This is a genomic window from Streptomyces sp. NPDC051183 (assembly GCF_040682455.1).
In the GTDB taxonomy this organism is placed as follows: domain Bacteria; phylum Actinomycetota; class Actinomycetes; order Streptomycetales; family Streptomycetaceae; genus Streptomyces.
Window position 1 is genome coordinate 59,159 of record NZ_JBFBBA010000002.1, and the last position, 22,353, is coordinate 81,511.

Genomic DNA, 22,353 nt, shown 5'->3' on the forward strand with positions numbered 1-22,353 from the left:
GGCCTGGGGTGCTCCGTTCAGGACGTGGCCCGCCGGCCGCGCCGGGTCAGCCAGAGCACTCCGGCGGCGCCGGAGAGCAGCACGGTGGCGCCGAGGGTGCCGAGGGCGATGGCGGAGTCGGCGGGGCCGGTCTGCGGGAGGGTGTTCCCGGCGGAACTCCCGGACTGCGGGGCGGTGTCCTTGCCCGCGCCGGCGGGGGCCGTCACCTCCAGCTCCAGGGAGGGCTTGGGGCCGTTGCCGGGGGTGCAGGTGGTCGTCGTGCCCATGGCCTTGATGGTGAGGACGCCGGCGGTGAAGGTGACCTTGCCGCTCTCCTTGGGCGTGTAGGTGCCCGAGAGGTCGGTGATCCTGATGGGTGTCTCTGCGGGCACTGCCTCGGGGTTGGGCGGGCCCGAGACGGGGACGGACACCTTCTCGGCGCCGTCGACGAGGATGACCGCGCTGGGGCTCATCGCGCCCTTGCCGAGCTCGATGGGGCTGGAGGAGACGCCCTTCTGGAAGGACATCGTCAGCTTGTAGCCGTCGCCCTCCTTGACCGCCTTGATGTCGATGGGCGAGACCGCCGACTTGTCCCCGATCGGGGTCTTGCAGTCGTACTTGACGTCGACGACGGCGGCGTGGGCTGCGGGGGCGGCCAGCAGTACGGCCGATCCGGCCAGCACGGAGGCCAGTGCGAGAGCGGTGGAGCGTTTCCGGTCGGACACCTTCGTCTTCCCCTCAAGCCACAAGTTACTGACGGCACCTCAGATTGGTGGCTCAAGGTACGCCCGGGACCTTACGGAGGGAAGACAAAGGACAGCCCCGGATCAACGGCCCGCAGGCCGGGCGGAATCAGGCCACGCGGACGCCCTTCTGCCAGACGGCGGAGACCAGCGGGACACCGGGGCGGTAGGCGAGGTGGACGTGGCTGGGGGCGTCGAGCAGGGCCAGGTCCGCGCGCGAGCCGGGGGCGAGGGTGCCGATGTCGGTACGGCGCAGGGCGCGGGCGCCGCCCGCGGTCGCGGACCACAGGGCCTCGTCGGGGGTCATGCGCATGTCCCGTACGGCGAGCGCGATGCAGAACGGCATGGAACTCGTGTAGGAGGAACCGGGGTTGCAGTCCGTGGACAGCGCGACGGTGGCGCCCGCGTCGATCAGGCGGCGGGCGTCGGGCCACTGGGCGCGGGTGGAGAACTCGGCGCCGGGCAGCAGGGTGGCGACCGTGGTCGCGGCCGCCTGCGCGAGGGCGTCGACGTCGGCGTCGGTGAGGTGGGTGCAGTGGTCGGCGGAGGCGGCTTCGAGCTCGACGGCGAGCTGGACGCCCGGGCCGTAGGAGAGCTGGTTGGCGTGGACGCGCGGGATCAGCCCGGCGGCGGCGCCGGCGGTGAGGATCGCGCGGGCCTGGTCGCCGTCGAAGGCGCCCTTCTCGCAGAAGACGTCCACCCAGCGGGCGTACGGGGCGCAGGCCGCGAGCATCTCGCCGGTGACGAGGTCGACGTAGCCGGCGGGGTCCTCGGCGTAGTCCGGGGAGACGATGTGCGCGCCGAGGTAGGTGACCTCCTCGGTGTGCGCGGCGGCGATGCGCAGGGCGCGGGCCTCGTCCGCGACGGTGAGGCCGTAGCCGGACTTGGTCTCGAAGGTGGTCGTGCCCTGGCGGCGGGCCTCGTCGAGGTGGCGCAGCAGGTTGGCTTCGAGCTCGGCGTCGGTGGCGGCACGGGTGGCGGCGACGGTGGTGCGGATGCCTCCGGCGGAGTAGCTGCGGCCGGACATCCGCGCGTTGAACTCGGCGGTGCGGTCGCCCGCGAAGACGAGGTGCGAGTGGGAGTCGACGAAGCCGGGGATGACGGCCCGGCCGGTCGCGTCGAACGTCTCGTCCGCCGCCGGCGCCTTGCCGGCGGGGCCGACCCAGGCCGTCTTGCCGTCTTCGATGACGAGGGCCGCGTCGGTGATCAGGCCGAGGGGGGAGCCGTCGCCCAGTGCGGGGTCGTTGGTGACGAGGCTGCCGATGTTGGTGACGAGGGTGGTGGTCACGGGGGTTCCTCTCGGTGGTACCTGGGGCTCGGCCCCAGACCCCGCGCCTCAAACGCCGGCGGGGCTGGATCTGCGCCGATGCCGCCTGGCGGGTGCTGCACCTGGCAGGGCGGCATCAGCCGAGAATCCAGCCTCGCCAGGGGGCACCTCCCAGCGGTAGCTGGGGGAGTTTGAGGCGCGGGGTCCGGGGCGAGCCCCGGGGTCAGCCGCGCAGGGCGGCGATGGCTTCGGTCAGGGCCGACGGGACGTCCTCGACCAGGATGTGGTGGCCGTCGCGGACCACGTGGCGGCCTCCGACCACCGTGTGGCGGACATCCGCGGACGTCGCGGCGAAGACCGCCGTCTCGGCGCCGAGCCTCGGCAGCGGTCCGGCCGTGCGGACGGAGTCCAGGGCGATCGTGGTGAAGTCCGCGAGCGCGCCCGCCTCCAGGCGGCCCGCGTCGGGTCGGCCGAGCGCCGCATGGCCATCGGCGGTGGCCGCCGTGAGCAGGGAGTTCGCCGTCCAGTGCCCGCGCGTCCGGCTCCGCAGGCGCTCGTTGAGCTCCATCGCACGGGCCTCTTCGAGCAGGTCGATCACGGCATGGCTGTCGCTGCCCAGCGAGAGCGGGCTGCCCGCGTGCTGGAGGCGCACCGCCGGACCGATGCCGTCGGCGAGGTCCCGTTCGGTGGTGGGGCACATGCACGTGCCGGTCGTGGTGCCGCCCAGGAGGGCGATGTCCGCGTCGGTGAGGTGGGTGTTGTGCACGCCGGTGGTGCGCGGGCCCAGCACGCCGTGGTCGGCGAGGAGCTGGGTCGGGGTGCGCCCGTGCGCGGCCTGGCACGCGTCGTTCTCGGCGGTCTGCTCGGAGAGGTGGACGTGCAGCGGCGCCTCGCGCTCCTCGGCCCAGCCCGCCACGGTGGAGAGCTGGTCGGCGGGCACGGCGCGCACCGAGTGGACCGCGGCTCCGATCAGGGCGTGCTCGCGGGGCTTGAGGGCGGAGACCCGCTCGGCCCATGCCTCGGCGGTGCCGTCGGAGAAGCGCAGCTGGTGCTCGTTCGGGGCCTGCCCGAAGCCCGCCGACAGGTACGCGGTGTCCAGCAGGGTGATCCGGATGCCGGCTGCGGCGGCGGCCTCGATCAGGGCCTCGCCCATGGCGTTCGGATCGGCGTAGGGCGCACCGCCGGGGGCGTGGTGGACGTAGTGGAACTCGCCGACGTTGGTGATGCCGGCCAGCGCCATCTCGGCGTACACCGCGCGGGCGAGCGCGAAGTACGAGTCGGGGGTGAGGTTCTGGGCGACCTTGTACATGAAGTCGCGCCAGGTCCAGAAGGTGCCGGAGCCGACCTGGACCGTGCCCCGCAGGGCCCGGTGGAAGGCGTGGCTGTGGGCGTTGGCCAGGCCCGGGACGGTGAGGCCGCGCAGCACCTCCGCCCCGGGCGGCGGGGTCTCGGCCCCGGTGCGTACGGCGGCGATCCTGCCGTCCGCGGACACGTCCAGGGCGACGCCCGGCTCGACGTGGGTGCCGAGCCAGGCGTGCTCCAGCCAGTACGTCGTCAGCGACATGCCAGGCCTTCCAGTACGTCGGCGAGGGCGAGGACACCGGCCACGCAGTCGTCCTCGGCGGCGAACTCCCGCGGGGAGTGGGAGACGCCGGTGGGGTTGCGTACGAACAGCATCGCCGTCGGGACGGCGGCGGAGAGGATTCCGGCGTCGTGTCCCGCCCCGGTGCCGAGGACGGGGACGGCCCCGCCCAGGATCCGGTTCATCTCGTCGCGCAGGGCGTGCTCGAACTCGACGACCGGGGTGAAGGACTCCCGGACGATGTCCAGGTCGATCCCGTCCTGCTCGGCGCGCTCGCGGGCGGCCTTCTCGATGCCGGTGACCACCGTGTCGAGGGTGGCCTGGTCGGCGGCGCGGGAGTCGAGCCAGCCGCGCACCAGCGAGGGGATGGCGTTGACCCCGTTGGGCTCGACCGCGATCTTGCCGAAGGTGGCGACGGCCCCGGCGAGGGCCGCCTCGCTGCGGGCGGCCAGCACGGTCGCCGCGTACGTGAGCATCGGGTCGCGGCGGTCCACCAGACGGGTGGTGCCCGCGTGGTTGGCCTCGCCCCGGAAGTCGAACCGCCAGCGGCCGTGCGGCCAGATCGCGGAGGCGATGCCGACGCGGTCCCCCGACAGGTCGAGTGCCCGGCCCTGCTCCACGTGCAGTTCGACGAAGGCTCCGATGCGGGCCAGGCGCTCCGGGTCGGCCCCGATGGCCTCGGGGTCGTACCCGGCGGCCTCCATGGCCCGGGGCAGGGAGATGCCGTCGGCGTCGCGGAGCTCGTACGCCTTCTCCCGGGTCAGCTGCCCGGCGGCGAGCCGGGAGCCGACGCAGGCGAGGCCGAAGCGGGCCCCTTCCTCGTCACCGAAGTTGGTGATGGCGAGCGGCCTGGAGAACTCCGCGCCCCTCCTGCGGAGTTCGTCGAGGGCCGCGAAGGAGGACACCACCCCGAGGGGGCCGTCGAAGGCCCCGCCGTCGGGTACGGAGTCCAGGTGCGAGCCGGTGACCACGGCGTCCCCGGCGAGGGGGTCGCCGAGCCAGGCCCACTGGTTGCCGTTGCGGTCGGTCTCGTACGTCAGCCCGCGCGCCTGCGCCTGCTCCTGGAACCAGTTCCGGCAGTCGGCGTCGGCCCCGGTCCAGGCGTAGCGGCGGTACCCGCCCGAGCCCGCGTCGCGGCCGATGGGCGCGAGCTCGTTCCACATGCTGTGGAACGAGCCGCCCGCGCCGTCGCCCGAGGCGCGGGGGGCCGGGAAGTCTGGCTCGCTCACGCGGAGTCGCCCTCGCGCATCGGGACCCGCACCCCGCGCTCGTCGGCCACGGACTCGGCGATGTCGTAGCCGGCGTCGACGTGGCGGATGACGCCCATGCCGGGGTCGTTGGTGAGGACGCGGCGGATCTTCTCGCCGGCCAGCGCGGTGCCGTCGGCGACCGTGACCTGGCCCGCGTGGATCGAGCGGCCCATGCCGACGCCGCCGCCGTGGTGGATGGAGACCCAGGAGGCGCCGGAGGCGACGTTGACCATGGCGTTGAGCAGCGGCCAGTCGGCGATCGCGTCGGAGCCGTCGAGCATGGCCTCGGTCTCGCGGTACGGGGAGGCCACCGAGCCGCAGTCGAGGTGGTCGCGGCCGATGGCCAGCGGGGCGGCGAGGGTGCCGTCGGCGACCATGTCGTTGAAGCGCTCGCCGGCCTTGTCGCGCTCGCCGTAGCCGAGCCAGCAGATGCGCGCGGGCAGGCCCTGGAAGTGGACGCGCTCGCCGGCCATCTTGATCCAGCGGTGCAGGGACTCGTTCTCCGGGAAGAGTTCGAGCATCGCCTTGTCGGTCTTGTGGATGTCCGAGGCCTCGCCGGACAGGGCGGCCCACCGGAAGGGGCCCTTGCCCTCACAGAACAGCGGGCGGATGTAGGCCGGGACGAAGCCGGGGAAGTCGAACGCCCGGTCGTAGCCCGCCAGCTGGGCCTCGCCGCGGATGGAGTTGCCGTAGTCGAACACCTCGGCGCCGGCGTCCATGAAGCCGACCATGGCCTCGACGTGCTTGGCCATGGACTCGCGGGCGCGGGTGGTGAAGCCCGCCGGGTCCTTGGCGGCGAAGGTCGCCATGTCGTCGAAGTCGACGCCGACGGGCAGGTAGGCGAGCGGGTCGTGCGCGCTCGTCTGGTCGGTCACGATGTCGATGGGCGCGCCTTCCGCGAGCATCTGCGGCAGCAGCTCGGCGGCGTTGCCGAGCAGGCCGATGGAGAGCGGCTTGCGGGCGTCGCGGGCCTCGACGGCCAGCTGGAGCGCGTGGCGGAGGTTGTCGGCCTTCACGTCCAGGTAGCGGTGCTCGATGCGGCGCTCGATGGCGCGCGGGTCGACGTCGATGCAGATCGCGACGCCGTCGTTCATGGTCACGGCCAGCGGCTGGGCGCCGCCCATGCCGCCGAGGCCGGCGGTGAGGGTGATGGTGCCGGCCAGGGTGCCGCCGAACTTCTTCGCGGCGACGGCGGCGAAGGTCTCGTAGGTGCCCTGGAGGATGCCCTGGGTGCCGATGTAGATCCACGAACCGGCCGTCATCTGGCCGTACATGGTCAGGCCCAGGTTCTCCAGGCGGCGGAACTCCTCCCAGTTGGCCCAGTCGCCGACCAGGTTGGAGTTCGCGAGCAGGACGCGCGGCGCCCACTCGTGGGTCTGCATGACGCCGACCGGACGGCCGGACTGGACGAGCATCGTCTCGTCCTGCTTGAGGGTCTGAAGGGTGCGGACCATCGCGTCGTACGAGCGCCAGTCACGGGCGGCCTTGCCGGTGCCGCCGTAGACGACGAGCTTGTCGGGGTGTTCGGCGACCTCGGGGTCGAGGTTGTTCTGCAGCATCCGCAGGGCGGCCTCCTGCTGCCATCCCAGGGTGCTGAGCTCCGTGCCTCGCGCTGCACGTACGGGGCGGGGTCCTGACATGGCGGTGCCTCCTCCGATGTTGGTATTTCCATTCACATCCTGGCGCCCTGAATAGATTCAGTCAACAGCTGCGGGCGGCCCCGCCGGATGATGGGATGGCGGACATGGACACGGAACGCGCCGCCGCACGTCGTGATCTGGCCGTACGAGCCGCCGTCGAGCAGGGCCTCGTGGGCGGGGCGGACGGCTCCGAGCCCCTGGTCTGCCTGCTGGACGTGGCCGGGATCCGCGCCTCGGCCGCAGCCCTGACCGGGGCCTTCGCGGCCGCGCTCCCGCCCGGCACGCCCGTGCTGCACGCCTTCGCGGTCAAGGCCGCCCCGCTCGTCCCGGTGCTCGCGCTGCTCGCCGACGCCGGGCTCGGCTGCGAGGTGGCCAGCCCCGGCGAGCTGGCGCTGGCCCGGGCGGCCGGGGTCGCGCCGGAGCACACCGTCCTCGACTCCCCCGCCAAGACCCCCGCCGAACTGCGCGAGGCCCTCGCCCTCGGCATCGCCGTCAACGCCGACAACCCCCAGGAGCTGGAGCGGCTCGACGCGCTCGTCGCCTCGGCGCCGACCCGCTCCCCGATCGGCGTACGGATCAACCCGCAGACCGGCGCGGGCACCATCGGCGCCCTCTCCACCGCCACGGCGACCTCGAAGTTCGGCACCGCCCTGCGCGATCCGGGCGCGCGCGAGTGGCTCGTACGGGCCTACCTGGACCGGCCGTGGCTCACCCGGCTGCACGTCCACTCGGGCTCCCAGGGCGTCCCGCCGGCCCTCGCCGCCGAGGGGGTGCGGGAGCTGCACGCCCTGGCCGAGGAGATCAACGCGGCGGCCGGGCGCCGCCAGGTCGACACCCTCGACATCGGCGGCGGCCTGCCGGTGAACTTCGGCTCGGACGCCGAGACCCCGACGTACGCGCAGTACGTGGCGGCCCTGCGCGAGGCGGTCCCCGCCCTCTTCTCGGGCGCTTACGGGCTGGTCACCGAGTTCGGCCGGTCCCTGCTGGCCAAGCACGGGCTGGTGCTGTCGCGGGTCGAGTACACGAAGGTCACCGGCGGGCGGCCCATCGCGCTCACGCACGCCGGGGTCCAACTGGCCACACGTACGGTCTACGCCCCGGCGGCATGGCCGCTGCGGATCCTGCCGTACGACGCGAAGGGAGCCCCGCTGACCGGTGCGCCAGTCGCCCAGGACATCGCGGGCCCGGCCTGCTTCGCGGGCGACCTGCTGGCGTCGGCGCGGGAGCTGCCGCTCCTGTCCCCCGGGGACCTGATCGCCGTCCCCGACACGGGCGCGTACGCCTTCACGGCCCACTACGGCTACAACAGCCTCCCCCGCCCGGCGGTCCACGGCTTCACCGTGACCGCCTCGGGCGAGGTCCGCTTCGCCATGGCCCGCCCAGCGCAGAGCCTCACGGAGATCGCGGCGGAGGCGGGCGGCGGCTTTACGCGCGCGCTGCTGTGACGAAGTCCGCCCACGCGGCGGGAGCGACCGCCAGCTCCGGGCCGCCGGTCACCTTGGAGTCCCGGACGTGGACGGAGTGGGCGCAGGCGGCAACCTCTACGCACTGGCCGCCTTCGCCGCTGCTGTAGCTGGACTTCCGCCAGTCGTAGGCGACTTCGATGCAGTTGCCGCCCTCGCCGGTGCTGTAGCTGCTCTTGAACCAGGCCAGGTCGGTAGTGTTCATCTGGTTTCTCCCAGCGTCTTCTCGATCAGGGCGAGGGACTCGTCTGGCGCGAGCGCCTGTGCCCGGATGATCCCACAGCGCTCGGCCATGATGCGGACTTGATCAGGGTCGGTGATCAGGTGGGGGCGGCCGTACACCTCGTAGTACGCAATCTGTTGGCGGCCCTTGGGATGGAGCAAGGTGAATGCGCCGTCCATCGCAGCATGCGCACCCCGCGAATAAGGCAGCACTTGGAGCTCCACCGTTCGCAACCGACCGATGTGCAGAATCCGTTGGAGCTGCTCGCGATGGATGTCGAGCCCACCTACACGCCGTTCGAGCAGATTCTGATCGAGGATGAAACTGAAGGTGGGTGACGGCCACCGCTCGAAGATCTGCTGGCGGGACAATCGGTCCTGTACCCGCTTCTCGATCGTGGCCTCGTCCAGCAGCGGGCGGCGTTGAGCGAAGATCTCCCGTGCGTGACGCTCCGTCTGCAGCAGACCCGGGACAGCCTGGTACCCGTACTCGTGCAGGGCTTGGGTGACGGCCTCCGCCTCGGCGTAGCTCCGAAACCAATCCGGATGCCGCACCCGGGCCTTCTTCAGGGCCTCCTTGACGTCCGGAACCGCCGCCAGCAGGACACCCCGCGCCCCCAGGACCGCATCCGCCCGCTCCAGCAGATCCGGTTGCGGAAGCCGCACCCCCCGCTCGATCGCGCCGATCAGGTCCTCGCTGACGTTGAGCTTGGCGGCCAGTTCCTTCTGGGAGAGTCCGGCAGCCTCCCGCAGGACCTTGATCTGTTTGCGCAGGGCGTGGAAGAGGTGGGCGGTGCCGTCCACCTCGACCGGGCGCTCCGGTCGTTCCTCGCGGTCTGACAGGTCGTTCATACGCTGAACCGCCCTCGTCCGTACAAGCCGTACACGCACACGTCGAGACCCCTACGGCGGATGGGCGTCACGCCGGGGTCACTGGAAAGCGTACGGCGGCCCGACCACTCTCGGTGAGGTGACGACCGAATTGAGTGACATGGCACTGGACTTCACGCAGCGGTTCAGTGCGACGCCCCGGGGCGCCCGGCTCGCGCGGCGCCTCGCACAGGCGCAGCTGGACCTCTGGGGGGTGCCCTACGGCTGCCCGCTCTCCGACGACGTCGCGCTCGTCGTCGCCGAACTGGCGGCCAACGCCGTGCTGCACGGCCGGGTGCCCGGGCGGGACTTCGAGGTGCGGCTGGCGTATGACCGGCGGCGGACGGTGCGCGTGATGGTGAGCGACACCTGCGGGGACAGGGTGCCGCCGGACGGGCCGGCGCCCGCCGTGCCGTGGGTCGCGGAGGGCGGGCGCGGGCTGGCGGTCGTACGGGCGCTGGCGCGCGACTGGGGCGTGTCGCCGAGGGTGCCCGGCAAGACGGTGTGGGCCTCGGTGGTGGCACCGGGGCCGGCCGATCCGGTGGCCCGGGCGTCAGGGTGACCCGGCGGACGCAACTTCGACAAGCCCTCACTGTCCAGAAACAGGGTGCCTTCGCGGGTCAGCTTGCGGCGGGCCACCGCCCCGGGGTCACTCCACGAACAGCCCGCGCGCCGCGGCCCGCGCGTCGAACGCCTCCAGCCTCGCCTGCGCGTCCGGCAGGGCGTCCGCCATCGCCTCCAGCAGCACCCGCCCCAGCAGCATCGGCGCGCACGCCGTGTCGAAGGCCAGCCCGGTCCCGACCGGGGCCGGGATCAGCAGGTCCGAGTACGCGGCCACGGGGGCGAAGGCGGAGTCGGCGACCGTCACCACGGTCAGCCCGGCCGCCCGGGCGTGCTCCAGGGCCTCCGACACCTCCTTGGGGTGCCGGGGCAGCGCGAAGCACAGCAGCGCCGAGGCCCCGGCCGCCACGGCGGCATCGATCCGGTCCACGAGCATCGAGCCGCCCTCGTCGAGCAGCCGTACGTCCGGGTGCACCTTCGCGGCGAAGTACGCGAACCCGCGCGCCTGCGAGGACGCCGCCCGCAGACCCAGCACCGGCAGCGGCGCCGACGCGGCGAGCAGCCGGCCGGCCTCCTGCACGGGCGAGGGATCGGCGAGCACGGCCGCGAGCTGCCGCAGGTTCTCGATCTCCCCCTGCACGGCCTGCTGGTACTCGTTGTACGAGTCCTCCTGCACGGTGGCGACCCGCTCGGCGGGGGCCACCTCCCGCAGGTGGCGCCGCAGCGCCGGGTATCCGTCGAAGCCGAGCGCCACCGCGAAGCGGGTCACCGAGGGCTGGCTCACCCCGGCCAGCTCGGCGAGCTCCACGCTCGACAGGAAGGGCACCTCCGCCGCCCCGCGCACCATGCAGTGCGCGATCCGCCGCTGGGTCGGCGTGAGCCGGTGCCCCTCGAACAGCTTCTGCAGCCGCGCGGCCGGGTTCTCGCCCATCCCGTCCCCCTCAGTCCCGTGAATATTCAGTCACCCAGCACTCTGCATGCGGTTATGCAGGACGGCAAGCCGCGGACCGCTCCCCGAGACGGGGGCTAGCACCAGTGCCGGTGCGCCCGCCGGTTCCTAGGCTGGCGGGATGGAGCCTCAAGAGCTGAAGAAGGAACTCGACGCCACGCTGGAGGCCCGGCGGGAACTGGGCCCGGAGTACGAGTCCGCGCTGGTGGACTCCTTCGTCGAAAAGGTCGACACCCAGGTCCGGCGCCGGCTCGCGGAGGACCGCCTGCTCGCCGCCCGCGGCGGCTCCGGCCGCCCCGACCCGGCGGAGGGGAACTTCGGCGAGCGCTTCGGCTTCGCCATCGTCACGCTGGTCCTGGCGATCCCGCTGTCCGCCATCGGCGCGGCCCACGCGAACCTGAACGGCCTGCTGGTGGCCTGGGCGGGGATCCTCGGCGTGAACTTCATCCACGCCAGGAAGACCCTGGGCCTGGGCCGCCGCGACCGCGAACCGCAGGACTAGGAAGCCCGGAAACGGACAGCGCGGGGACCGCCGCACCCCGGTTGCCCGGGGGCGGGACGACGGCGGTCCCCGCGAAGGACACGGGCCGGGTCAGGGCCGTCCGCGCGTCCGTGACGCCCGCGCCGTCCGGGAGCCGCTCCGGAGTCGCGCCGACGTCGTTCGTGGTGTCGGCCGGGTTCCCGGTTCCCCGGGCTTCCCTGCCGACAACCACCACTGTGCCGGAGCCTTGTTAAGCGGGTGCTGCCGTTGCGTGACGGGCCCGTACCGTTTGCGCGACGGACGCACCCGCTCCCGTAACGGCTACTTGCTGCCCTTCGCGAGGAACGCCAGCAGGTCCTGACGGCTCACCACACCGGTCGGCTTGCCCTCGACCAGCACGATCGCCGCGTCCGCCTCGCCCAGCACGGCCATCAGCTCGGAGACCGGCTCGCCGGAGCCGACCTGCGGCAGCGGCGCGCTCATGTGCTTCTCCAGCGGGTCGCTCAGCGAGGCCTGCTTGGCGAACAGCGCAGCCAGCAGTTCCTTCTCCACGACCGAGCCGATGACCTCGGCGGCCATCACGTCGGGGTGGCCGGCGCCCGGCTTGACGATCGGCATCTGCGAGACGCCGTACTCGCGCAGGACCTCGATGGCCTCGCCGACGGTCTCCTCGGGGTGCATGTGGACGAGGGACGGAATGCCGCCCTCCTTGTCGTTCAGCACCTCGCCGATGCGGGCGGCGGGGCCCGCCTCCTCCAGGAAGCCGTGACCGGCCATCCACTCGTCGCTGAAGATCTTGCTGAGGTAGCCCCGGCCGCTGTCCGGCAGCAGGACGACGACCACGTCGTCCGGGCCCAGGCCCTCGGCCGCCCGCAGCGCCGCGACGACCGCCATGCCGCAGGAGCCGCCGACCAGCAGGCCCTCCTCCTTCGCGAGGCGGCGGGTCATCTGGAAGGAGTCCTTGTCGGACACCGCGATGATCTCGTCGGTCACGTTCGGGTCGTAGGCGGTCGGCCAGAAGTCCTCGCCGACGCCCTCGACGAGGTACGGGCGGCCCGTGCCGCCGGAGTAGACCGAGCCCTCGGGGTCGGCGCCGATGACCTTGACCTTCCCGCCGCTGACCTCCTTGAGGTAGTTGCCGGTGCCGGAGATCGTGCCGCCCGTGCCGACGCCCGCGACGAAGTGGGTGATCTTCCCGTCCGTCTGCTCCCACAGCTCGGGACCGGTGGTCTCGTAGTGCGAACGGGGGTTGTTCGGGTTGCTGTACTGGTCGGGCTTCCAGGCGCCGGGCTCGCGCGCGAGGCGGTCGGACACGTTGTAGTACGAGTCCGGGTGCTCGGGGTCGACGGCGGTCGGGCAGACCACGACCTCGGCGCCGTACGCGCGCATCACGTTGATCTTGTCCATGGACACCTTGTCAGGGCAGACGAAGATGCACTTGTAGCCCTTCTGCTGGGCCACGATGGCGAGTCCGACACCCGTGTTGCCGCTCGTGGGCTCCACGATGGTGCCACCGGGCTTGAGGGCTCCGCTCTGCTCGGCGGCCTCGATCATCCGGACGGCGATCCGGTCCTTCACGGACCCGCCCGGGTTGAAGTACTCGACCTTCGCAAGGACGGTGGCCTGGAGGCCTTCGGTCACACGGTTGAGCTTCACCAGCGGGGTGTTGCCGACGAGGCTGATCATCGAGTCGTGGAATTGCACCATGTTCTCCAAGGAGGGGACTCCACGGGTTCTCCGGGAGGTCCGGCCAGAGTATGCGTAAAGGGATTGGCCGACCGGCAGTACGGGGCAGGTAGGTCAACGGGGCCAGGCACGAAAGCGAGGTGGCTCGAAGGGTGTCCAGGGCGAGGACGGCCCGCCGGATCGCGGCGGGTGCGGCGTACGGCGGCGGCGGGCTCGGGCTGGTCGGGGCCGCCGCGGTCGGACTGGTGGTGGCGGAGATGCAGTTCGCCAAGCGGACGGTCGGCACCGGCCTGCCCGATCCGCCGCGCGCGGACGGGCTGTACGGGAGCGAGTTCGGCGGACCCGAGCTGAGCCCGGGCCCGCTGCGGCTGGGCATGCTGGGCGACTCCACGGCCGCGGGCCTCGGCGTGCGCAGGGCGAGACAGACCCCGGGGGCCCTGCTGGCCTCGGGGCTGGCCGCCGTGGCCGAGCGGCCGGTGCAACTGCGCAACGTCGCGCTGTCCGGTGCCATGTCGGACGACCTGGACCGCCAGACGGGCCTGCTGCTCGACGGGGACGAGCCGCCCCCGGACGTCTGCGTGATCATGATCGGCGCCAATGACGTGACCCGCCGGATGCCGCCGACCCAGTCGGTGCGGCTGCTGACCTCGGCCGTACGCCGGCTGCGGCTCGCGGGCTCCGAGGTCGTGGTCGGCACCTGCCCGGACCTGGGCACCATCGAGCCGGTGTACCAGCCGCTGCGCTGGCTGGCCCGCCGGGTCTCGCGCCAGCTGGCCGCCGCCCAGACCATAGGAGTGGTCGCGCTGGGCGCCCGTACGGTCTCCATGGGGGACCTGCTGGGCCCCGAGTTCGCCGCCAACCCGCGCGAGATGTTCGGCCCGGACTCCTACCACCCCTCGGCGGAGGGCTACGCGACCGCCGCGATGGCCGTCCTGCCCACCCTCTGCGCGGCCCTGGCGCTGTGGCCGGAGTCCGACCGGCTGGACGTGTCCCGCAACGAGGACATGCTCCCGGTGGCCAAGGCCGCATCCGCCGCCGCGGGCCAGGCCGGCACGGAGGTCACCGCGGCCCGCGGGCCCTGGGTCCTGCTCAAGCACCGCCGCCGCCGGCGGGTACCGGCCACGGACCCGGACCCGGCCCACGCCGGAGCCGAGGCCGGGGCCGGGGCCGGGGCGCCGGAGACACCGGTGTCCTGATCCCGGGCCGGTCACGAGCCCGGTCCGCCGCCCCCGCCGGGGCCCGGCCGCGGCCCCGGCCCCGCGCCCGCCCACGAGTGCGGCCCGCATCACATCACAGGGGCCGTGACCTGGACCGTACGGGCCGGTAACTTCGCATGCGGTCCCGCAACGAGCCGCAACTCACCCCCTTGGAGCCCCGATGCCCGAAGCAGTCATCGTTTCCGCCGCCCGCTCCCCGATCGGGCGCGCCGGCAAGGGGTCCCTCAAGGACGTCCGCCCCGACGACCTGACCGCGACGATCATCCAGGCCGCCCTCGCCAAGGTCCCCGAGCTGGACCCGCGCCAGATCGACGACCTGATGCTCGGCTGCGGCCTCCCCGGCGGCGAGCAGGGCCACAACCTGGCCCGCATCGTGGCCGTGCAGATGGGCATGGACTACCTGCCGGGCACCACGATCACCCGCTACTGCTCCTCCTCGCTCCAGACCTCCCGCATGGCGCTGCACGCCATCAAGGCCGGCGAGGGCGACGTCTTCATCTCCGCGGGCGTCGAGACGGTCTCCCGGTTCATGAAGGGCTCCTCGGACGGCCTGCCGGACACGCACAACCCGCTCTTCGCCGACGCGGAGGCCCGTACGACCGCCGTCTCGCAGAGCACCGGCTCCTCCTGGCACGACCCGCGCGAGGACGGCCTGATCCCGGACGCCTACATCTCCATGGGCCAGACCGCCGAGAACCTGGCCCGCCTCAAGGGCGTGACCCGCCAGGACATGGACGAGTTCGGCGTCCGCTCCCAGAACCTGGCCGAGGAAGCCATCAAGAACGGCTTCTGGGCCCGCGAGATCACCCCGGTCACGACCCCGGACGGCACCGTCGTCTCCACCGACGACGGCCCGCGCGCCGGGGTCACCCTGGAGGGCGTCTCGGGCCTCAAGCCCGTCTTCCGCCCCGACGGCCTGGTCACGGCCGGCAACTGCTGCCCGCTCAACGACGGCGCCGCCGCGCTCGTCATCATGAGCGACACCAAGGCGCGGGAGCTGGGCCTGACCCCGCTGGCCCGGATCGTCTCCACCGGTGTCACCGGCCTCTCTCCCGAGATCATGGGCCTGGGCCCGGTCGAGGCGTCGAAGCAGGCGCTGAAGCGGGCGGGCCTGACCGTCGGCGACATCGACCTGTTCGAGATCAACGAGGCCTTCGCGGCCCAGGTCATCCCGTCCTACCGGGACCTGGAGATCCCGCTGGACAAGCTGAACGTCAACGGCGGGGCCATCGCCGTCGGTCACCCCTTCGGGATGACCGGTGCGCGCATCACCGGCACGCTGATCAACAGCCTGCAGTTCCACGACAAGCAGTTCGGCCTGGAGACGATGTGCGTGGGCGGCGGCCAGGGCATGGCCATGGTCATCGAGCGTCTGAGCTGAGCCGGAGCGGAGGGTAGGGGTCGTCCGCTGAGCCGGAGCGGAGGGTAGGGGTCGTCCGAGGAACGAGGACGGCACCTGCCCGCAGCCGCGTGAGGCGGCAACTACCCACCGCTAGGGCGAAGATCGGCCCGGAGGAGGGGGAAATCGGCTCGACCGGCCGGTCCCCCCAGTCCCCCCAAGGGATCCGCGGGATCCGCCTCTCCCTGCTGACGCGGAATCTAACCCCGTCGCGGCCGACCTGTGACCGAATCTCCCCCAGGATGTGACCTATGTCCTGGGGGATCGGCATTTACCCAGGTCAGGCCGTGTTCGGGGAGGGGCTCCGGGACGAAAGCCCTGTCCAATTCGTGACGTAATGCACTGCACGCCATTCCCAGGTCAGGACAAGCTGATGTAGGAAGTCGGGGGATCGAATCAATCAGGAGTTAGTCAGTGAGCGCCATGTCTCTTGCCCTGCTGCTGACCACGGCCGCTGCCACGGCCGTGGGCGCTGCTGCGCTGCACGCCGTCCACGGCCTGCGCAAGCAGGTCACGGCCCTGCGCAGTGAGCTGGTCGTGTCGGCCCACCCCCGCGGTACGACCGTCCCGCACGCCCGCAGCGCCGTGGAATCCCCCGCCGCCGAGATACGAGCCGCCGTCGCCGAGGCCCTCGCCGAGGAGCGCGAGCGCGAGCTCGCCGAGGCGCGCGCCTTCTGGGCCGCCCAGGAGGCCCGCGACGCCGCCGACGCTCCCTCCCTGCTGGGCGGCCTGCCCGGCCTGGGCGGCGAGGACGGCCCGGTCTTCCTCCCCCGGCAGGCCGACATGGTCGGGCTGGAGCCCGTGCTCGGTGACGACCTCGACGACTACCCGGAGGACTCCGCCGAGCTGGCGGCCGCCCGCCGGCGCCACCCCTCGCACCCCGACTTCGTGCCCGTGCAGGCCCCGCACCCCGGCGCCGACCACGAGCGCACGGTCAGCCGCCTGGAGGAGCTCGCGCAGGCCCGTACGGCCCTCGCGGACGTCCGCCCGGGTCCGCTGGGCACCCTGGACGTGTACGTCTTCACGGACGGCACCACGCTCTGCATGACCCCCGGCCACCGGGAGACCGCGGAGCGCCTCGCCGAGGCCCTGCGCTCGGGCACCGCGCCGGTCCTGCTGGGCGGCTCGGGCATCTCGGGCGCCTACGCCCTGACCTTCTCCTGCGGCGACGCCGAGGACCCGGACAGCAACGTCTACATCCTCGCGGACCGCGTCATCGCATCGCTCTGACTTCCGCCTGCTCCACCAGCCGCACGGCCTCGTCCAGCACCTCGGACGGGGCCGTCGCGCTTTCCCCTTCGCGTGCGCCGCGCAGCGCCTCGGCGAGGTCCTGCCCGGCCACCGCCAGCTGGTCCCCGACGACGAACACCCCGGCGTCCGGCATCAGGCGCGCCGGAGCCGCCCCCGCGGGGTCCTCCAGGCGCTGTGCCCGTACGGCGAGCTCCCGGGCCAGCTCCAGCGCCTCGGCGGCGGCCCCGCGCTGGAGCCGGCTCTGGGGCGCGGCCCGCAGCCGGTCGGAGAAACGTTCCACGGCGGCGGTCAGGGGCGAAGTATCAAGCACCCGGCCGACCTTACGCGCCGCGCGGGCGCCATTGCCAACGGGCGAACTCTCCGGCACGGTGGCGTGAAGAGAACAGCACGGCAAACCTTCCGGAGGCGCCCATGTCCGTAGAGTTCTCCGAGCAGACGCACCGCAACATGATCGACAGAATCCCGCAGTCGACCGGTCGTGAGGTCTCCGACTGGCTCCGCGCCGTGGACGACGGCCCCTCCCTCGTCCGGTTCGAGGAGAAGGTCAGCTGGCTCCTCGGCGCGCACGAGCTGTCGTACGGCCAGGCCAAGGCGATCATCCACGAGTACGACCTGCGCAGGGCCGCCCGCAGACTCGGCTGAGCCCCTGCCCCCTTCCGAAGCCCCCGACCCCCGTACCCCACTCAGACACGCGAAGGCCCCGCGAGCGGTGCGCTCGCGGGGCCTTCGCCGTGCTGACGTCATGCGGTGCCGGGCGGCACCTCCTGCTAGTCGCCCCGGAGGATCGACAGCAGGCGCAGCATCTCCAGGTAGATCCACACCAGGGTCATGGTGAGGCCGAAGGCCGCCAGCCAGGACTCCTCACGCGGAGCGCCGTACGCCAGACCGTCCTCGACCTGCTTGAAGTCGAGGGCCAGGAAGCAGGCGCCGAGGATGATGCCGATGACACCGAACAGGATGCCGAGGCCGCCGCTGCGGAAGCCGAGGCCGTCGCCGCCCGCGAAGATCGAGAACAGCATGTTGACGACCATGAGCAGGACGAAGCCCATGGCCGCGGCCATCACGAAGCCGTAGAAGCGGCGGGTCACGCGGATCCAGCGCATCTTGTAGGCGAAGAGCACGCCCGCGAAGACGCACATCGTGCCCAGGACGGCCTGGACCACCACGCCCGCACCGATGTAGGTGCTGACCGCGGAACTGATGACGCCGAGGAAGACGCCCTCGAAGGCCGCGTAGGCCAGGATCAGCGCCGGAACCGGCTTGGCCTTGAAGGACTGGATCATCGCGAAGACGAACGCGACGAGCGCCGCGCCGACGGCGATCATGTACGACTTGTTGACGTTGCCCGGGTCGACCGGGAGCACGATCCAGGAGATGACGGCCGTCAGGACGACGGTGCCGAGCGTCATGGCCGTACGGCTCACGACGTCGTCGATGGTCATCGCGTTGGTGCGCGCCGGCGCCTGCGGCATACCCGTTGCGGGGTCGGTCGCATAAGGGTTGGTCGCGTACGGGTTGGCGGCGGTCCCGGCCTGTTCGTGCTGCTGCGTACCGAAGCCCGCGTAGCCACCGTTGTCGCGGCTGAACCCCCGTCGCGAGAAGACCGGGTTACTGCTCCTCATCTCACTCCTCCATGGCCACGGTGCGCGGCCTTAGCGTCAAGAGTAATGCGTTCGCAAAGAAAGCACCCTACTGCTGGAGGAGGATCTTAGGAGAAGGCATGGCAAAGCGCAGAGGATGAATGAGGAGATCCCCTGCGAAGCCGCGCAAGAGTCGCGAGAGTGCCCGGAGCCGGACTTGAACCGGCACGACCCGAAGGTCAGCGAGGTTTAAGCTCGCCGTGTCTGCCATTCCACCATCCGGGCAGGCTGGCGACTCCCGTGCAGAAAAGCCTTGAACGCTGTGCCGAGCCTATCCGGAACGCCTTGATCGCCAGGCGGCCGGCATTCCGATGTTGTCTGATTTTATTGGCGCTTGATGGGTCGTCAGGGCCGAGAACGCACGGTCGGACCGCTCCGGACGGCGATGATCGACGCTGTGGGAATGACGGGATTTCGATGGCCCGCGCCACCCCGCCCGCCACCCTCCACGCCACCCCGGCGCACCTGGGGCGACCTCGGACGATTCCCGGGCCCCCCGGAGGATCCGCGGACGGTCCCCGGACGGCTCCCGGTGACCTCCGGACACCCCTCGGGCGGCTCCGCCCGCCGGCCGCGCACCCCGAGCCGCATCAGGGTCTGTCATACCAGAGGAGGAGACGGGCACCCCCTCCGGTCAGACTCCAGTGGACTGTGGAACGGGCACACCGGCTGATCCCGAGCGGGGGTGGCCACGGCGAGGATTGAGGGGTACCGCCCCACCGCAGCAGCCGCTCGACAGGAGTCCCTCCGTGACCACCATGAACTACGCCCCCCAGCACACCGCCCAGGCCGTGGCCGCCCGCGCCACGCAGCTCTCCAAGGTGTACGGCCAGGGCGAGACCCAGGTGGTCGCGCTCGACAACGTCTCCGTCGACTTCGCCCAGGGCCAGTTCACCGCGATCATGGGCCCCTCGGGCTCCGGCAAGTCCACGCTGATGCACTGCGTCGCCGGCCTGGACACCTTCTCCGCGGGCTCCGTGCGCATAGGCGACACCGAGCTCGGCACGCTGAAGGACAAGCAGCTGACCCAGCTGCGCCGGGACAAGATCGGCTTCATCTTCCAGGCCTTCAACCTGCTGCCGACGCTGACGGCCCTGGAGAACATCACGCTCCCCATGGACATCGCCGGCCGCAAGCCCGACAAGCAGTGGCTGGACAAGGTGATCGCCATGGTCGGCCTCTCCGACCGGCTCTCCCACCGTCCCACCCAGCTCTCCGGCGGCCAGCAGCAGCGCGTGGCCGTGGCCCGCGCCCTGGCCTCCCGCCCCGAGATCATCTTCGGCGACGAGCCCACCGGAAACCTCGACTCCCGCTCCGGCGCCGAGGTCCTCGGCTTCCTGCGCAACTCCGTCCGCGAGCTCGGCCAGACCGTCGTGATGGTCACCCACGACCCGGTCGCCGCGTCCTACGCGGACCGCGTCATCTTCCTCGCGGACGGCCGCATCGTCGACGAGGTGCTCAGCCCCACCGCCGACGGCGTGCTCGACCGCATGAAGGCCTTCGACGCCAAGGGCCGCACCAGCTGAGGGACTGCCCCTCCGCCAGTCCTCCGCTGACCCCCCGACATCCTGGACTCCTCCACCATGTTCCGTACCGCCCTGCGCAACGTGCTCGCGCACAAGGCCAGACTGCTGATGACGGTGCTCGCCGTCGTCCTCGGCGTCGCCTTCGTCTCCGGCACCCTCGTCTTCACCGACACCCTCGGCAAGTCCCTCAGCAACCAGTCCGCGAAGAGCTACGAAGGCGTCGCCGTCTCCGTCACCTCGTACGGCCAGACCCGCGACGAGAACGGCCAGAAGCAGGGCGAGCCGGGCATCAGCCAGCAGACCCTCGACAAGGTCCGGGCCGTCAAGGGCGTCGACCTCGTGAGCGGCCGGGTCTCCGGCTTCGCCGGCGTCGGCGACGAGAACGGCAAGCTGATCGGCCAGGGCTGGGCGAACAAGGGCTCCAACTTCGCCCCCGTCAAGGACGGCAAGGACCCCCGCTACACCTTCACCGACGGCACCGGCCCGGCCAAGGACGACCAGATCGCCCTCGACAAGGAGACCGCGTCCAAGGGCAAGTACAAGGTCGGCGACAAGGTCCGCGTCGCCACCAACGGCCCGGTCAAGGAGTACGCCCTCACCGGCGTCTTCACCACCGAGGACGGCTCGGTCAACGCCGGCGGCAGCCTGGTGCTCTTCGACACCGCCGTCGCGCAGCAGCTGTACGTGAAGCCCGGCTACTTCCAGGAGCTCTCCGTCAGCGCCAAGGCCGGCACCAGCGCCGACCAGCTGCTCTCCGAGATCAAGCCGCTGCTCGACAGCGACAACACCAAGGCCCAGACCGGCGCCCAGCTGGCCGCCGACCAGGCCAAGGGCATCGAGAAGGGCATGAGCGGCATGAACACCATGCTGCTGATGTTCGCCTTCATCTCGCTCTTCGTCGGCGTCTTCCTGATCTACAACACGTTCACCATGCTGGTCACCCAGCGCACCAAGGAGCTGGCCCTGCTGCGCGCCGTCGGCGCCAACCGCGGCCAGGTCGTCCGCTCGGTGCTCGCCGAGGCCACGGTCGTCGGCGTCATCTCCGCCGCGATCGGCCTCGCCACCGGTATCGGCCTCGCGGTCGGCATGCGGTCCCTGATGGACTCCCTCGGTGCCAAGATCCCGGCCGGCGACCTCGTGATCGCCCCGACCACGATCGTCGCGGCCCTGGTCATCGGCGTCCTGGTCACCGTGCTCGCCGCGCTGGTGCCCGCCTGGCGCACCGGCCGGATCGCCCCGGTCGCGGCCATGGGCAGCGCCCACCTGCCGGCCACGGCTAAGTCCCTGGTCCTGCGCAACGTCATCGGCAGCGTCCTCGGCCTGATCGGCGTCGGCCTGGTCATGCTCGGCGTGTCCATGGGCAGCAGCGACGGCCGGATGGTCATCGGCGGCGGAGCGTTCTTCCTGCTCCTCGGTCTGATCGTGCTGCTGCCGCTGCTGTCGCGGCCGGTCATCTCGGCCCTGCGGCCGCCGCTGCAGAAGGTCTTCGGGGTCCCCGGCAAGCTGGCCGCGCAGAACGCCCTGCGCAACCCGCGCCGTACGGCCGTCACGGCCGCCTCGCTGGCCATCGGCCTGACCCTGGTCACCGCGCTCTCGGTCGTCGGCATCACCATGGGCAAGGCCGTGGACCGGATGAGCACGGACAAGATCAAGGCCGACTACAAGATCTCCATGAACGGCGGCATCGGCAGCCTCGACAAGTCCGTCGCCGAGGCCCTGGCGAAGGCCCCCGGCATCAAGGCGGTCTCCCCGCAGACGGCCGGTTCGTTCAAGATCGGTGATGAGTACATGTCGGCGTCGGGCGTCAACCCGGCCGCCATCGGCGAGATGCTCAACATCGACGTCGTCAGCGGTTCGCTGAGCAGCCTGGGCAAGGGCGAGGTCGCCGTCGCGGACAAGACCGCGGCCAAGGCCAAGCTCTCGGTCGGCTCCACCCTCGACGTCATGTTCGACGACGGCCAGCGGGCCACGCTCAAGGTCGGCGCCGTCTACAAGGAGCTGGAGGGCCTGCTCTCCCCGTACGTCATCGACGACAAGGTCCTCGCCGCGCACACCGAGGACCAGTACATCCCCGAGGTGTACGTCAACACCGGCGGCGGCTCCAAGGCCGGCGAGAAGGCCATCCTGGACGCGCTCGGCAACAACCCGGCGATCGGCATCGCCACCCAGCAGGACATGCGCAACGAGATGGGCGGCATCGTCAACCTCGCCCTGAACATCATGTACGGCCTGCTCGGCATGGCGCTGATCATCTCGGTGCTCGGCGTGGTCAACACGCTGGCGATGTCCGTCTTCGAGCGCAAGCAGGAGATCGGCATGCTGCGGGCGATCGGTCTCGACCGCAGCCGGGTCAAGAACATGATCCGCCTGGAGGCCGTGGTCATCTCGCTCTTCGGCGCGATCCTCGGCATCGGCGTCGGCATCTTCCTCGCCTGGGCCGTCGGCACCACCTTCAGCAAGTCGATCCCGAACTACGAGCTGGTGCTCCCGTACGACCGGATCGGGATCTTCCTCCTGCTCGCCGGTGTGGTCGGCGTCCTGGCGGCCATGTGGCCCGCCCGCAGCGCTGCCCGGCTGAACATGCTCACCGCCATCAAGACCGAGTAACGGCGCAGGGACGACGCGAA

At 71.7% G+C, this 22,353-nt stretch carries 20 protein-coding genes and 1 tRNA gene; 9 read left to right on the top strand and 12 right to left on the bottom strand.

Features of this window, described 5'->3' with window-relative positions:
* Positions 1-17 precede the first annotated feature (17 nt).
* The 5 genes from AB0M99_RS02225 to hutU form a co-directional block, all read right to left on the bottom strand.
* Positions 18-704: an LPXTG cell wall anchor domain-containing protein gene (locus tag AB0M99_RS02225; RefSeq protein ID WP_365916622.1), complete on the bottom strand. Its 687-nt coding sequence runs from the start codon at positions 702-704 to the stop codon at positions 18-20.
* A gap of 127 nt (positions 705-831) precedes the next feature.
* Complete coding sequence (gene hutI, locus AB0M99_RS02230) at positions 832-2,010, bottom strand: imidazolonepropionase (RefSeq protein WP_365916624.1); 1,179 nt, start codon at positions 2,008-2,010, stop codon at positions 832-834.
* Positions 2,011-2,212: 202 nt separating this feature from the next.
* On the bottom strand, positions 2,213-3,553 hold the full coding sequence (locus tag AB0M99_RS02235; protein WP_365916626.1) for a formimidoylglutamate deiminase: 1,341 nt from the start codon (positions 3,551-3,553) through the stop codon (positions 2,213-2,215).
* The gene (locus AB0M99_RS02240) at positions 3,544-4,734 is read right to left on the bottom strand and encodes an allantoate amidohydrolase (protein ID WP_365916900.1); all 1,191 of its coding nucleotides are present in this window, start codon (positions 4,732-4,734) and stop codon (positions 3,544-3,546) included. Before AB0M99_RS02240 ends, AB0M99_RS02235 begins: the two co-directional genes overlap by 10 nt.
* 62 nt (positions 4,735-4,796) lie before the next feature.
* Positions 4,797-6,461: a urocanate hydratase gene (gene hutU, locus AB0M99_RS02245; protein ID WP_365916628.1), complete on the bottom strand. Its 1,665-nt coding sequence runs from the start codon at positions 6,459-6,461 to the stop codon at positions 4,797-4,799.
* A gap of 95 nt (positions 6,462-6,556) precedes the next feature.
* Here hutU and AB0M99_RS02250 point away from each other — a divergent pair, with 95 nt between their 5' ends.
* Positions 6,557-7,906 (top strand): diaminopimelate decarboxylase, encoded by a 1,350-nt coding sequence (locus AB0M99_RS02250; protein ID WP_365916630.1) that lies wholly within the window; start codon positions 6,557-6,559, stop codon positions 7,904-7,906.
* Here the strand turns inward: AB0M99_RS02250 and AB0M99_RS02255 are convergent.
* Both AB0M99_RS02255 and AB0M99_RS02260 read right to left on the bottom strand, forming a co-directional pair.
* Positions 7,887-8,129 (bottom strand): DUF397 domain-containing protein, encoded by a 243-nt coding sequence (locus AB0M99_RS02255; RefSeq protein WP_365916632.1) that lies wholly within the window; start codon positions 8,127-8,129, stop codon positions 7,887-7,889. The two genes, AB0M99_RS02250 and AB0M99_RS02255, sit on opposite strands and share 20 nt — an antisense overlap.
* Positions 8,126-8,998 (bottom strand): helix-turn-helix transcriptional regulator, encoded by an 873-nt coding sequence (locus AB0M99_RS02260; protein WP_365916634.1) that lies wholly within the window; start codon positions 8,996-8,998, stop codon positions 8,126-8,128. Before AB0M99_RS02260 ends, AB0M99_RS02255 begins: the two co-directional genes overlap by 4 nt.
* A 139-nt stretch (positions 8,999-9,137) precedes the next feature.
* Here AB0M99_RS02260 and AB0M99_RS02265 point away from each other — a divergent pair, with 139 nt between their 5' ends.
* Positions 9,138-9,578, top strand: coding sequence for an ATP-binding protein (locus AB0M99_RS02265; protein WP_365916901.1), 441 nt, complete (start codon positions 9,138-9,140; stop codon positions 9,576-9,578).
* 87 nt (positions 9,579-9,665) lie between these two features.
* Here AB0M99_RS02265 and AB0M99_RS02270 read toward each other — a convergent pair whose 3' ends face one another.
* The gene (locus tag AB0M99_RS02270; RefSeq protein WP_365916636.1) at positions 9,666-10,508 is read right to left on the bottom strand and encodes a MurR/RpiR family transcriptional regulator; all 843 of its coding nucleotides are present in this window, start codon (positions 10,506-10,508) and stop codon (positions 9,666-9,668) included.
* Positions 10,509-10,647: 139 nt separating this feature from the next.
* Here AB0M99_RS02270 and AB0M99_RS02275 point away from each other — a divergent pair, with 139 nt between their 5' ends.
* Positions 10,648-11,028: a hypothetical protein gene (locus tag AB0M99_RS02275; protein WP_365916638.1), complete on the top strand. Its 381-nt coding sequence runs from the start codon at positions 10,648-10,650 to the stop codon at positions 11,026-11,028.
* 300 nt (positions 11,029-11,328) lie between these two features.
* Here the strand turns inward: AB0M99_RS02275 and AB0M99_RS02280 are convergent, their stop codons facing one another.
* Complete coding sequence (locus AB0M99_RS02280) at positions 11,329-12,711, bottom strand: cystathionine beta-synthase (protein WP_365916902.1); 1,383 nt, start codon at positions 12,709-12,711, stop codon at positions 11,329-11,331.
* Between the two features lie 134 nt (positions 12,712-12,845).
* Between AB0M99_RS02280 and AB0M99_RS02285 the strand changes: the two genes are divergently transcribed.
* The 3 genes from AB0M99_RS02285 to AB0M99_RS02295 all read left to right on the top strand — a co-directional run bounded on the left by AB0M99_RS02285 (position 12,846) and on the right by AB0M99_RS02295 (position 16,539).
* On the top strand, positions 12,846-13,889 hold the full coding sequence (locus AB0M99_RS02285) for an SGNH/GDSL hydrolase family protein (protein WP_365916640.1): 1,044 nt from the start codon (positions 12,846-12,848) through the stop codon (positions 13,887-13,889).
* Between the two features lie 181 nt (positions 13,890-14,070).
* Complete coding sequence (locus AB0M99_RS02290) at positions 14,071-15,291, top strand: acetyl-CoA C-acetyltransferase (protein WP_365916642.1); 1,221 nt, start codon at positions 14,071-14,073, stop codon at positions 15,289-15,291.
* A gap of 441 nt (positions 15,292-15,732) precedes the next feature.
* Positions 15,733-16,539 (top strand): hypothetical protein, encoded by an 807-nt coding sequence (locus tag AB0M99_RS02295; RefSeq protein WP_365916903.1) that lies wholly within the window; start codon positions 15,733-15,735, stop codon positions 16,537-16,539.
* Here AB0M99_RS02295 and AB0M99_RS02300 read toward each other — a convergent pair.
* Positions 16,523-16,870: a hypothetical protein gene (locus AB0M99_RS02300; RefSeq protein ID WP_365916644.1), complete on the bottom strand. Its 348-nt coding sequence runs from the start codon at positions 16,868-16,870 to the stop codon at positions 16,523-16,525. The two genes, AB0M99_RS02295 and AB0M99_RS02300, sit on opposite strands and share 17 nt — an antisense overlap.
* 101 nt (positions 16,871-16,971) lie before the next feature.
* Here AB0M99_RS02300 and AB0M99_RS02305 point away from each other — a divergent pair, with 101 nt between their 5' ends.
* Positions 16,972-17,202 carry a DUF4287 domain-containing protein gene (locus AB0M99_RS02305; RefSeq protein ID WP_365916646.1) on the top strand — a complete coding sequence of 77 codons (231 nt, stop codon included), beginning with the start codon at positions 16,972-16,974 and terminating at the stop codon, positions 17,200-17,202.
* A gap of 125 nt (positions 17,203-17,327) precedes the next feature.
* Here AB0M99_RS02305 and AB0M99_RS02310 read toward each other — a convergent pair whose 3' ends face one another.
* Both AB0M99_RS02310 and AB0M99_RS02315 read right to left on the bottom strand, forming a co-directional pair.
* Complete coding sequence (locus AB0M99_RS02310; protein WP_365916648.1) at positions 17,328-18,182, bottom strand: Bax inhibitor-1/YccA family protein; 855 nt, start codon at positions 18,180-18,182, stop codon at positions 17,328-17,330.
* Positions 18,183-18,342: 160 nt separating this feature from the next.
* Positions 18,343-18,425: transfer RNA gene (locus AB0M99_RS02315), tRNA-Leu, on the bottom strand.
* Positions 18,426-18,958: 533 nt separating this feature from the next.
* Between AB0M99_RS02315 and AB0M99_RS02320 the strand changes: the two genes are divergently transcribed.
* Together AB0M99_RS02320 and AB0M99_RS02325 are read left to right on the top strand one after the other, a co-directional pair.
* Positions 18,959-19,726: an ABC transporter ATP-binding protein gene (locus tag AB0M99_RS02320; RefSeq protein ID WP_365916904.1), complete on the top strand. Its 768-nt coding sequence runs from the start codon at positions 18,959-18,961 to the stop codon at positions 19,724-19,726.
* A 57-nt stretch (positions 19,727-19,783) separates the two neighbouring features.
* Positions 19,784-22,333 carry an FtsX-like permease family protein gene (locus AB0M99_RS02325; protein WP_365916650.1) on the top strand — a complete coding sequence of 850 codons (2,550 nt, stop codon included), beginning with the start codon at positions 19,784-19,786 and terminating at the stop codon, positions 22,331-22,333.
* Positions 22,334-22,353 lie beyond the last annotated feature (20 nt).

Excerpts from the sequence above, each read along its gene's own strand:
- AB0M99_RS02305 (WP_365916646.1), top strand. The coding sequence starts at position 16,972 with ATGTCCGTAGAGTTCTCCGAGCAGACGCACCGCAACATGATCGACAGA.
- AB0M99_RS02275 (WP_365916638.1), top strand. The coding sequence starts at position 10,648 with ATGGAGCCTCAAGAGCTGAAGAAGGAACTCGACGCCACGCTGGAGGCC.
- AB0M99_RS02250 (WP_365916630.1), top strand. The coding sequence starts at position 6,557 with ATGGCGGACATGGACACGGAACGCGCCGCCGCACGTCGTGATCTGGCC.
- AB0M99_RS02270 (WP_365916636.1), bottom strand. The coding sequence starts at position 10,508 with ATGGGCGAGAACCCGGCCGCGCGGCTGCAGAAGCTGTTCGAGGGGCAC.
- AB0M99_RS02260 (WP_365916634.1), bottom strand. The coding sequence starts at position 8,998 with ATGAACGACCTGTCAGACCGCGAGGAACGACCGGAGCGCCCGGTCGAG.
- AB0M99_RS02265 (WP_365916901.1), top strand. The coding sequence starts at position 9,138 with ATGGCACTGGACTTCACGCAGCGGTTCAGTGCGACGCCCCGGGGCGCC.
- AB0M99_RS02325 (WP_365916650.1), top strand. The coding sequence starts at position 19,784 with ATGTTCCGTACCGCCCTGCGCAACGTGCTCGCGCACAAGGCCAGACTG.
- AB0M99_RS02255 (WP_365916632.1), bottom strand. The coding sequence starts at position 8,129 with ATGAACACTACCGACCTGGCCTGGTTCAAGAGCAGCTACAGCACCGGC.
- AB0M99_RS02240 (WP_365916900.1), bottom strand. The coding sequence starts at position 4,734 with ATGTGGAACGAGCTCGCGCCCATCGGCCGCGACGCGGGCTCGGGCGGG.
- AB0M99_RS02320 (WP_365916904.1), top strand. The coding sequence starts at position 18,959 with ATGAACTACGCCCCCCAGCACACCGCCCAGGCCGTGGCCGCCCGCGCC.
- AB0M99_RS02295 (WP_365916903.1), top strand. The coding sequence starts at position 15,733 with ATGTCTCTTGCCCTGCTGCTGACCACGGCCGCTGCCACGGCCGTGGGC.
- hutU (WP_365916628.1), bottom strand. The coding sequence starts at position 6,461 with ATGTCAGGACCCCGCCCCGTACGTGCAGCGCGAGGCACGGAGCTCAGC.
- AB0M99_RS02290 (WP_365916642.1), top strand. The coding sequence starts at position 14,071 with ATGCCCGAAGCAGTCATCGTTTCCGCCGCCCGCTCCCCGATCGGGCGC.
- AB0M99_RS02310 (WP_365916648.1), bottom strand. The coding sequence starts at position 18,182 with ATGAGGAGCAGTAACCCGGTCTTCTCGCGACGGGGGTTCAGCCGCGAC.
- AB0M99_RS02235 (WP_365916626.1), bottom strand. The coding sequence starts at position 3,553 with ATGTCGCTGACGACGTACTGGCTGGAGCACGCCTGGCTCGGCACCCAC.